7 protein-coding genes and 1 pseudogene are annotated in these 10,784 nt (G+C 51.9%); 6 read left to right on the top strand and 2 right to left on the bottom strand.

Annotated features, from left to right (window positions below; all coding sequences use genetic code 11):
- The 3 genes from GRI48_RS14025 to GRI48_RS14035 form a co-directional block, all read left to right on the top strand.
- On the top strand, positions 1–1,276 hold a 1,276-nt coding region (locus tag GRI48_RS14025; protein ID WP_160677624.1), incomplete at its 5' end, for an MFS transporter.
- Positions 1,277–1,741: 465 nt separating this feature from the next.
- On the top strand, positions 1,742–3,349 hold the full coding sequence (locus GRI48_RS14030; protein WP_062902848.1) for a GMC family oxidoreductase: 1,608 nt from the start codon (positions 1,742–1,744) through the stop codon (positions 3,347–3,349).
- 230 nt (positions 3,350–3,579) lie between these two features.
- Entirely contained in the window at positions 3,580–5,250 is a 1,671-nt protein-coding gene (locus GRI48_RS14035) for an AMP-binding protein (protein WP_160677627.1), read from the top strand.
- 302 nt (positions 5,251–5,552) lie between these two features.
- On the opposite strand, the gene GRI48_RS14040 is transcribed toward GRI48_RS14035, so the two are convergent.
- Both GRI48_RS14040 and GRI48_RS14395 read right to left on the bottom strand, forming a co-directional pair.
- A complete protein-coding gene (locus GRI48_RS14040) occupies positions 5,553–6,671 on the bottom strand; it encodes an AraC family transcriptional regulator (RefSeq protein ID WP_160677630.1) in 1,119 nt (372 codons plus the stop codon).
- 57 nt (positions 6,672–6,728) lie between these two features.
- Positions 6,729–7,489: pseudogene (locus GRI48_RS14395) on the bottom strand (IS3 family transposase); the annotation flags it as partial.
- Positions 7,490–7,810: 321 nt separating this feature from the next.
- Between GRI48_RS14395 and GRI48_RS14045 the strand changes: the two are divergent.
- From GRI48_RS14045 to GRI48_RS14055, 3 genes are all read left to right on the top strand, one after another.
- On the top strand, positions 7,811–9,454 hold the full coding sequence (locus tag GRI48_RS14045; protein WP_054588524.1) for an FAD-binding oxidoreductase: 1,644 nt from the start codon (positions 7,811–7,813) through the stop codon (positions 9,452–9,454).
- A 19-nt stretch (positions 9,455–9,473) separates the two neighbouring features.
- A complete protein-coding gene (locus GRI48_RS14050) occupies positions 9,474–10,169 on the top strand; it encodes a glutathione binding-like protein (protein WP_054588525.1) in 696 nt (231 codons plus the stop codon).
- Positions 10,170–10,337: 168 nt separating this feature from the next.
- A complete protein-coding gene (locus GRI48_RS14055; RefSeq protein ID WP_054588526.1) occupies positions 10,338–10,529 on the top strand; it encodes a tautomerase family protein in 192 nt (63 codons plus the stop codon).
- Positions 10,530–10,784: the final 255 nt, after the last annotated feature.

The following is a 10,784-nucleotide window of genomic DNA, read 5'->3' on the forward strand; positions in this document are numbered from 1 at the left end:
ATTCAGCAGCTCCTTTCAAGCCGTAAATAGCCGGTTCTCTAACTCTCAAAATGGACCACTTTCTTGGGGGAAGGTCAGTTGGTCGGAATTGGCAATGGTCGGTTACTTGTTGGTCCTGTCAATCATTATCCGCACTGCAATATCCTTTTTTGAAACGCCGAACGTCGCCTTGGCTCCGGAACTGACAGAAGACTACACAGAAAGAAGCAAGCTCATTAGCCTAGGGCACTTCTTCGCCTGGTCGGGCGGCAATCTCATGAATGTCGCAATGTTCTTTGTCGTATTTCCGATGTTTGCATCAGCAGCCATGTCCGAGGCTGTTAGCCTGCGAAAACCTTATGAGATCTATGGGATGCTCGCTTCGGCACTGATTCTGGTTGCCATCTTGATAGCCGCGTTCGGCACTCAATCGCGAATTCCCTACCTCAATCAGGCGCCGCCGAAGCGCAACATCACGCTGCGATTGATATTCAAGGAGATTTTCGAAACCCTGTCCAACCGCGCCTTCCTTGCAGTGTTTCTGGCGGCGATTTTGGGAGCGGTTGCATTGGGGCTGAAGGCTTCCTTGCACCTCTATTTCGTTTCCTATTTCTGGGAATTCACAGCGTCCGAGACAGGCTATCTGTCCCTGGGAATATTTGTATCGGCAGCGATTGGTTTTGCGCTTGCCCCCGTAGCGACAAGACATCTTGGCAAGAAGAGGGCTGCCATCATCTTGGGTATGGTGGCGCTTCTGGCGCACCCGATACCCATCTGTCTCAGGCTGCTTGATCTATTGCCGCCAAATGGCGATCCGTTCATTTTCTGGTTCAACCTGATATTTGGAATTGTCGATCTCGGCCTCATCATCTGCTTCAACATCCTTGTCGCTTCAATGCTTGCCGATCTCGCTGAACAAAGCGAGCTGGAAACTGGGCGTCGGTCAGAAGGGGTTTTGGCTGCGTCCATCACCTTTGCAAAAAAGAGTGTTCAGGGGCTTGGGATCTTGATCGCGTCTTTTGTGCTCTATCTGGCGAGCTTTCCAAGACAGGTCGACGCGAGCGCAGTCCCCGACGAAGCCATCTGGAGTTTGGGTGCGTATTATGTGCCCATAGTGACGGGTATTTATCTCGTCATGCTTGCTGTGCTGATGAACTACAATATCAGTAGGGAATCCCACGAGGAAAATTTGCGAGAACTGAAAATGAGAGCCGCTGCAAGTAGCCCTGAATCGCCGAAGTACGACGCTCATCCAGATGCTGGCAGTGATGGCAAGGGTGCAGCCGCAGGAAAGTGACTGGCGCTTGAGCGGCCAAGTTATGACCACACGGTTCTGCCAAGACTAGCGAACTGGCCGCAACTTGATTGGCAGGTTCGACGGGTCGTTTCTCAAGCCCAGGCGTTGCGAAGCGTGATACGAGACGAGGGCTGGATTTATATCAGTTACAGTCCTTGTGAACTGCCGCCCAACGTCCGCAATAGCAAGTGTGTAACCGTGGTGGATCCGTTTACCTACCGGCTGTCGAGGTGCCGGGAAAGTGGCAACACTGATCCGTGCACTTCTCAATCATTTCATCGCGCTTGAGCGAAATTGCACATAATTCGAAAAAGAATGTCAGTGACCATCTAGCTCACCTGCGACTATTTTGAGTTGTCAAAATGAAGTGCCAGATTAGCCCCAACATTGGGATTTTGGACTGCTGCGCAAGTGTGCCTAGTGACTTTGTATCGCTGCACACCAATATGGGTAAGGAACCGAGGGATGCACAAATTCGACTTTGTCGTGGTGGGGGCTGGATCTGCGGGATGCACAGTTGCCAGTAGATTGTCAGAGAATGGAAAGTATCAAGTTGCTCTCCTCGAAGCTGGAGGATCTCATAATAATCCGCTGATTTCGATTCCATTCAACTTCGCCTTCACGGTCCCCAAAGGCCCGCATAACTGGAGCTTCGAAACCGTGCCACAGGAGGGGCTGAATGGTCGGCGCGGATATCAACCGCGCGGCAAGGTGTTGGGTGGTTCTTCTTCAATAAATGCGATGGTATACATACGCGGCGCCAAGGAAGATTATGAGCACTGGGCGGCATTGGGGAATGAGGGTTGGTCATACGAAGAGGTGCTGCCATTCTTTAAGAAGGCGCAAAACAGGGTTAAGGGTGCGAACGAATATCACGCGCAGGGCGGCCCCCTAACCGTGTCCCCTCCGCGCAGCCCCAACCCGCTCAACGACATGTTCATTAAGGCTGGCATGGATTGCCAGCTGCCTTACAATGAGGATTTCAACGGCGAAACTCAGGAAGGCATTGGCTATTATGAGTTGACGCAGGATCGCGGCAAGCGCTGCTCAGCCGCGCTCGCCTATGTTACGCCAGCTGAAAAGCGCAAGAATCTAACCATCTTCAAACAAGCATTTGTCGAGAAGGTTCTGGTTGAAAACGGTCAGGCGACCGGCGTGATGGTCAAGTTAAACGGCAACTTGCAGCTAATCAAAGCCAGGCGGGAGGTCATTCTTTCTTGCGGCGCGTTCCAAAGCCCACAGTTGCTGTTGCTTTCGGGCATTGGCGCCAAGGACAAGTTGGATCCGCATAAAATCAAGGTGGTTCATGAACTTCCTGGTGTCGGAGAGAACCTCTACGACCATGTAGATTTCTGCTTAATGTACCAATCTGACAGCGAGCATGTTCTGGGCAAAAATGCGCGCTCGGTGTTTCGTGTTGCGTGGAACCAATTCAAATATTTTGCCGGAAGGCGCGGTATTTTGACGACGAACTTCAATGAATCTGGTGCCTTCTATTTCACCAATCCGGATGAGCGTTCGCCGGATATTCAGCTGCATTTTGCCTTCACATTGGTCGATCAACACGGACTAAAACGGCACGGCCGCGGCGGATTTAGCTGCCACGTTTGTGTCCTCAGACCCAAGAGTCATGGTAATTTGACTTTAGCCGACGCAAACCCGGCAACGCCGCCGCTCATCGATCCAGCATTTCTAAAGGATGAGCGTGACGTCGCAACGTTGCTTGCCGGAGTCAAACGCGCGCAACAAATCTTACAGGCTCCTGCATTCGATGAGATTAGAGGCAAGCCGGTATATGCGACCGCCAGCAATAATGATGATGAATTGATCGAGGACATTCGAAACCGTGCCGATACGATCTATCATCCGGTTGGCACCTGCAAGATGGGTCCGGACAGTGATCCGATGGCGGTTGTCGATTCATCACTTAGGGTGAGGGGCATCAGGAACCTACGCGTTATCGATGCCTCGATCATGCCTTCTATTGTATCGGGAAACACAAATGCGCCTACCATCATGATCGGCGAAAAAGGGGCGCAAATGATACTCGATGAAGCCGAATCTTACACCTAGCGCAATCGATCAACCAGGCGTCCATCCAGAATTGATGCAAGCTGAAGGAACGCCCCGGTGTGCAATGCGCGCCGCAGATCAGGCTTGAGGACAATGTGCAGACGCCGGGTGTGGAGTTCAACGCTGGAAGGTCGTGATCGTGTGGGCGCAATCACAGACACCAGGTTAGCGTATTAGTCTTGTGCCGATTTGAGCAAAAGTTGCAGCGAAGGATTAGAAAGGTTGGGATCGTGGATAGGGCAAGAGCTATTGCAAAACTTACGGCACCCGGAAGAAAGTATGAACTGCAAAATGTCTGTGTGAATGGAAACGAGGTAAAGTGGTTCGTAAACGCACCCACCTCGCTCAGACAGCTGATTAGCGAAGCGCGCTGCGAGAAGACATTTTTTGTCTATAATGATGAGCGCTACACGTTTGAGGAATTCTATCAGCGTGCGTCAAATCTGGGCAGACGCCTGATCGATGACTATGGAGTCAAACCTGGCGACCGGGTCGCAATTGGCCTTCGCAACTACCCTGAATGGGCGCTCGCATTTGCGGCGATAACTTCTATCGGAGGGATCGTCGCGGGGCTCAATGCATGGTGGGAATCGGACGAGCTTGAGTATGGCATTAGGCATATCGGGGCAAAGGTGGCCATAGTCGACCAGGAACGGCTTGACAGAGTCAAACTCCAAAGTGGTCTTGATTTTCTGACTCTTATTTCGGTCCGTTCAGAGCCATGTGACCGTGCCACACCCATCGATCAGCTTCTGCGTCAGCACGGCGAGCTTCCCGATATCCAAATCGAACCCGATGATGATGCGGTCATCTTGTTTACATCGGGATCGACTGGCCACCCCAAAGGGTCCGTCTCGACGCACCGCAACATCATTGCGGCGCTCTTGTCCTGGGAGCTTGATCTGGCAGTTTTGGCAACAATCCACGGTGGCGCGCCCAAAGGGCAATCGAAGCCGCATTATCCGGACGCAGCCTTGCTTGGCATGCCGCTTTTTCACGTCAACGGACTTCTTGCTGTATTGCTGACCAGTTTCCGCAGAAAGCGGAAGACTGTTGCGATGTACAAATGGGACCCGAATGTCGCTGTCGAGTTGGTTGAGGCAGAAAAAATAGTCAGCTTTGTTGGAACGCCCGCAATGACGGGAGACATTATGCTGGCGGCGCAAAAGCAGGATAAAGATGTGAGCAGCTTGCTCGCCGTGGGTGGCGGCGGATCGGCGCGCGCTGAATCTCAAGTGAAGGGCATTGACGAGACATTCAAGAATGCAAAGCCGCACACCGGATGGGGGATGACTGAAACCAACTCGATCGGCACGTCGATCGGTGGCGAAGAATATCTAATGCGACCATCCAGTTCGGGCAGGGTGAGCGCGGTTCTTGAGCTCGGAATTGTTGACAGCGACGATAACTTTGTAAAGGCCGGAGAGCGCGGAGAATTGCTTGTTCGAGGAACCTCGGTGATTCACAAATATTGGGACCGACCAGATTCGAGCGGCGATTTTCTGGAAGGTGGTTGGTTCAGGACGGGAGATATCGCTTATCTCGACGAAGATGGATATCTCTACATCGTAGATCGGTTGAAACAGATCATCATTCGGGGTGGTGAAAATATCGGTTGCGCCGAGGTGGAATCGGCAATGTTAAACGATCCGGCAATTATTGAGGTCAGCGTTTACGGCGTAGCCGACCAAAGGCTGGGCGAGGATGTTGCGGCGACAATATATGTTGATCGGGAAGTAGACGTCGACGCCATAAGATCAAATCTGAAGCTCAAGATTGCCGGTTTCAAAATCCCAAAGCACATCCGGGTCACAACCGAGCCATTGGTTCGTATCGCGTCCGGTAAGATTGATAAGAAGACGATCCAAAAAGATCATCAAAAACTCCTAGATTTGGAGTGACGCAGATGAATATTCCAGGCTGTCACAATGTGACTGATTTTCATCGTCTCGCCCAGCGTCGAATTCCATTTCCAGTGTTCGATTATTTTGACGGCGCGGCCGAGTATGAAATCACGCGATGGCGCAACAGAGAGGCTTATGAGAGCTGCGACTGTTCCCCGTCAGCGTTCATGAGACAGATTAGCGGTTGAAGTTTAGGAGGGTTTTGGTTCTCGTCGTAGTGACGAAGGAACGAACATGAGAACCAAAAGTCGAGGTCGAAGCGCCCTGCCGAGTAGGTTGTAGCTTGAGCAGTGGAATCGCTAGGATGTATTCGCTTTGCGCCAACGACCGGGTGCCATTCCACCGACCCGTTTAAAAGTTCGACAAAAACTACCTGCTTCAGAGTATCCAAGCGTGTAAGCGATCTGCTCTAATGTCATGGTTGATGATAATAAGAGCTGGCAAGCACGTTTAAAAATAACTTCGGACTGGATTTGTCGAAAATTTGTTTCTTCTGTATGCAAACGACGCCTCAGAGTACTCATTGAGCACCCTAAAGCTCGACAAATTTCTGGCTCAGTGGACAGCTTTTCATTTGACATCTGCAGAAGCATTTCCTTGACTCTGTTTTTTGTACTTGAGTGGCGCCTTTCAAGGGTGTTGCTCAGCTTGTCCTCTAATCTCATGCGTGACCAACGGTCATCGAATTTCAATTGCATACGAAACAAGCTGCGATTGAATGAAATTGAATAGTTTTTCTGCCCAAATAGCGTTTCTGTTCCAAACGCCTTTCCAACCTCATCCATATTGTCCGGTCTATCGTTCTTGAATGAAGTTTGGCATGGATATACTTCGGAATTGGTTAACTCTTGGACCCAGGTAACCAGGGCAGCCATGCCTCTTGTAGCTAGAAAGTGTTGACTGAATGGTGGCAGCTTGTGCCCAAGAATCACGAATTTGATGGTGTCAGGATCTCGGACAACGGAAACTTCGTTGATCCACAAAGATATCTTGTAGAATTTGGCGCCAATCGTTAGCGCTTGTTCCAGCGTGCGGCTAGCCATCATGGCGAAACCTAGTGTTCCATAACAGGTCAGGTGTTGGCGCATTCCCAAAATCACGCCGTTGGCAGGATCATCGTCTATCTCCAGCAAGTTTTGAATTGCTCGGAGTTCTTGCCAGACCTGAATTTCGCAATATGGGTCTTCAATATCATCCAGATCTAATTCCGTTCCTTTCAGGATTTCGAGGGCTGGAATGTCGTGTTCGCGCGCGAAATCAACAAGGAGTCTCAACGATGTAACTTGTCGAATATCTGAAAATTCTTTTTTGTATGAGATGTGGGTCATTTTCGCGTCACCAAAGTTGAGACCACTTGTCTCCGATTGGAGCGGCAATGACAAGACTTCACCTGACTTCGGATCGATGAACTGGGCCATAGGCGCTGACGGGGAACATTGAGATTGAAGACATTGAAGTGAATAGCGCCTAGTGATCTAGACGCCTTCATTGTTTGTTTTTTGCTGTCGTTCGAAGTTCACAGGTGACAACATGGGGTTTGTGGCGTGCTTTCGCACGGGGTTATAGAATTTCGATGTAGTCGAACTCATCCTGCCGAGCTTCTGCGCGGGTTTTTTATGTCCGCCTTCGGATCCGTTCGCGTTTGAGCAGGTTAAGGAAGCTCTCAGCGAACGCATTATCATGGCAGTTCCCGCGCCTGCCCATTGAGTGCTTGAGATTGTGGGCATGGAGGAGCCAGGTTCATTCGCGGGAGATAAACTGTGAGCCCTGATGGAGTGGATCAGAACTACGTTCTTCGGCTTTCTGCGCCACACCGCTATCAGCAGTGCCTGGCAGACCAGATCAGCGGTCTGCCGACTTTGTATCTGCCAACCAACCACCGCCGTGAATAGAGATCGATCACCACTGAGAGGTAAGCGAAGCCCTCATGCGTTCTGATGAAGGTGGTGTCTGTTACCCATGCTGCGTCGGACGCTGACACTGCAAACTGGCGATCCAACGTATTGTCGATCACAACTGATGGCGTGCCACAATAGCTGTCTGGACGCCGCTTATAGCCAACTTGAGCTTTGATCCCGGCTTGCCATGCAAGGCGAGCCACACGGTTGGGACAGCTCTGCTCACCCTGATCAAGCAGAACATCATGCAGATGCGGTTGCCGTACACCCTGCCACTCTTCCCGTGCCTCGTGGATGAGCTTGGTCTGTCGGGCATCTTCCTGCGCCCTCTGAATCAACTTATGAGACCTGACCCTGGCTGGGAAGTGTCTCGGGATCGACGCTGGAGCCAGACATGCAACGGTTCCTAACAACGAATCACTTCGCAGGCAGCGACCGCGAGCAGTTGAATTGGCTGATGGGCTTCTCGCGCCTGAACATGAGGCCTGTAGCAGCCCGCAATAGCCGAGGTTCTTGTCTGAATTTTCCAATCCAAGGGAGATCCCGGCCGCGCACGAAGTTGAATGAATCTGTCAAAAAACTGACTTCAATGGCAATAGAATAGGTTCGTCGACCCGTTAACTTCTGGTGCTCAAACTGATTTCTGAGGGCATTGAATCATGACTGAGCAAGCTGGCTACTATGGTAAGAGGCGCAAATGGCATAGCTGGGGATACGAAGACGAGGTCATTTCCCAGGCTGAGGTCAAGGAAATGGCCGTTCGCGTTGGCAAACGCCTGGGCATTGATGAGCCGGTGGTCTTGTCTGATCCAACGCTCGAGGAAATCGAGTTGAGGGAATCGCGGATCTCCATCCCTGCTTCCTTGTCGTCTTTTTGTAATTCAGACAAATGGGATCGCGTTTCTCATTCCTACGGCAAGAGCTTCAAGGACCTGACGCGCATTTTTCGGCGAGATTTTACCAATCCGCCTGATGTGATTGCCTATCCTCGCAACGAGGCCGAGGTTGCCGCAGTTTTGGATTGGTGCGGTGATAATGGCTATGCGGCAATTCCATATGGCGGCGGATCAAGTGTCACGGACGGCTTTACTGCCCCGGAGGATTGCGACGGTTCGGTAATTATCGATTTGGGGAACATGAACCAGGTGCTGGAGGTTGACCCGGTCTCCCGCTGCGCACTTATCCAGGCAGGTACGCTTGGGCCTTCGCTTGAAGATCAGCTAAAGCCGCACGGCCTCACATTGAGACATATTCCGCAATCCTGGGAGTTTTCATCGCTTGGCGGCTGGATTGCGACGCGTTCTTCGGGCCACTATGCTACCCACCTTACCCATATTGACGATATGGTGCAGAGCCTCAGGGTCGTAACGCCGCGCGGAACGATAGAAAATCGCAGATTGCCGGGATCAGGTGCCGGCCCGGATCCCGACCGCCTCTTTATCGGTTCTGAAGGCTCGCTCGGGATTATCACACAGGCATGGATGAAGCTTCAGGGGCGAGTGGTCTTCCGGGCGAATGCGACCATCACCTTTGACACGTTCTATCAAGGTGCCGCAGCCATTCGGCAGATCACACAGGCAGGCCTGTTTCCTGCGAATTGTCGTTATCTGGACGCGCAAGATGCCCAGTTTTATGGCGCTGGTGATGGCACAAAATCTGTGCTGCTGCTTGGCTTTGAATCTGCGGATCATCCCGTGGATGTCTGGCTGGAGCGCGGCGTTGAAATTTGCCAGGACCACGGCGGTGAAGTCGTGACCAAGACCGGATCGGGCGGCGATGCCTTGAAGTCAAGCCGCAGCGGCGCGCAGGGGAATTGGCGCGAGCAATTCCGTTACCTGCCGCGATTGATGCATACGCGCGCTGCGATGGGCGTGGTCAGCTTTACCTTTGAAACGGCCTATACCTGGGACAAATTCGAAGCCGTGGACACGGAAATTATTCGCCGGGTCAGCGAGGCGCAAAAAGCGCTGACCGGCGGTGGCATTGTTTGCCGCAGATTCTCCTTCCTCTATCCCGATGGGCCGGCGCCCTATTATTCCGTCGTTGCGCCTTCCACGCACGAGACGAGCCTTGAACATTACCAGGCGCTTTCCGACGTGGCTTCTGATGCGATATCGGAGCTTGGCGCGACAATCACGCACCACCATGCGGTCGGACGCAGCTTCCGTCCGTGGTACGACAAGGAAGTGGACCCGCTTTTCCGGGATATGTTGGCTGGCGCAAAGAATGCTGTTGATCCAGATTGGATTATGAACCCGGGAATGCTTCTCGACCGTTCGAATCATCTCAAGATCGTCGGATAAGGGGAGCAGGTCGCACGCTATGATCGAACTGTTTTTCTGGCCTACTCCCAACGGATACAAGGCGACGATTGCTTTGGCGGAATTGGGATTGCTTGGCAAAGTTACGCCAATCAATATTCTGGCCGGTGAACAGTTCGATCCGGCATTTCTTAAGATCAGTCCAAACAACAAGGTTCCCGCCATCATCGATCACGATGGTCCAAATGGCGAGCCGGTTGCGATATTCGAATCTGGCGCCATATTGCTCTACCTGGCTGAAAAGACCGGAAAGCTTCTTCCCAAGTCTGAAGTGAAAAGGCTGGAAGCCCTGCAATGGCTTTTCTTCCAGGTGAGTAGCATGGGGCCGATGCTCGGGCAGGCACACCATTTTAGAACATACGCGCCCGAGAAGATCGAATATGCGGTAGACCGCTACACACAAGAGGCCGCTCGCCTTTACAAAGTGCTCGATAACCGGCTGGCGGATCATGAATATCTGGCGGACGAATTTTCGATAGCCGATATAGCTACGTTCACATGGGTCAGGCCCCGAAAAATGCAGGGCCAGGACCTTGAAGATTATCCAAATGTGAAACGTTGGTATGACCAGATCAAGGTTCGCCCGTCTGTCTCTGAGGGCCTGAGTGTTCTGTCCGACAAGATGAAATGGCAAGCTAAGCCCGGTTCCAAGGAATGGAAATCGATGTTCTCCGGCTCGGAGAAAAAGTCAGATTGATCGGTCGGGCTTGCAATGCCTGCAATGAATTGCCCGAGAATCGCCCCACCGACGAGTTCGGGATTGTGAAGCAGGCAAAGTTGCCGGTCACGGCGACATTGATGATTCATCGGCATTCGGACAGAAGCCCATGATTTCACATCATATTTTTGAACAGGATTTGCCGCGATGCCTTATATCAATGTCCAGTTTACCAAGGGCGCTACCAAGGAAGCCAAGCGAGAGATCGTAAAAGGTGTCACAGATTTAATGGTGGAGCACCTCGGTAAGAGGCCCGAGCACGTCCATGTCGTGATTCAAGAAGTTGAATTTGAAGATTGGGGGTTCGCCGGAAAACTCGTTGCGGAGCTGTCAGACTAACTGTACCTGATTGAAAATTGGACCCAATTGGGTGCTGTCAGACTTGCTACAGCTCGTCTCCGATTGACAGAGCCATGGCAAGGTCGCGCTGAGATTAGGCAGCAAGAAACTGCCACTCGCCAAAATCGGCCGTTACTCGCTAATCTAACTCAGCTTCACCAGCAGCAGCTACTGCGTTCGGTGTGCCCTCCCATTTCCCATATTCCCCCACGTGACCAGTTATTTCGCCGGTTCGTTCTGAAGGGCTTTTCCAAC

The sequence above is a fragment of the Qipengyuania oceanensis genome (assembly GCF_009827535.1).
GTDB lineage: Bacteria > Pseudomonadota > Alphaproteobacteria > Sphingomonadales > Sphingomonadaceae > Qipengyuania_C > Qipengyuania_C oceanensis.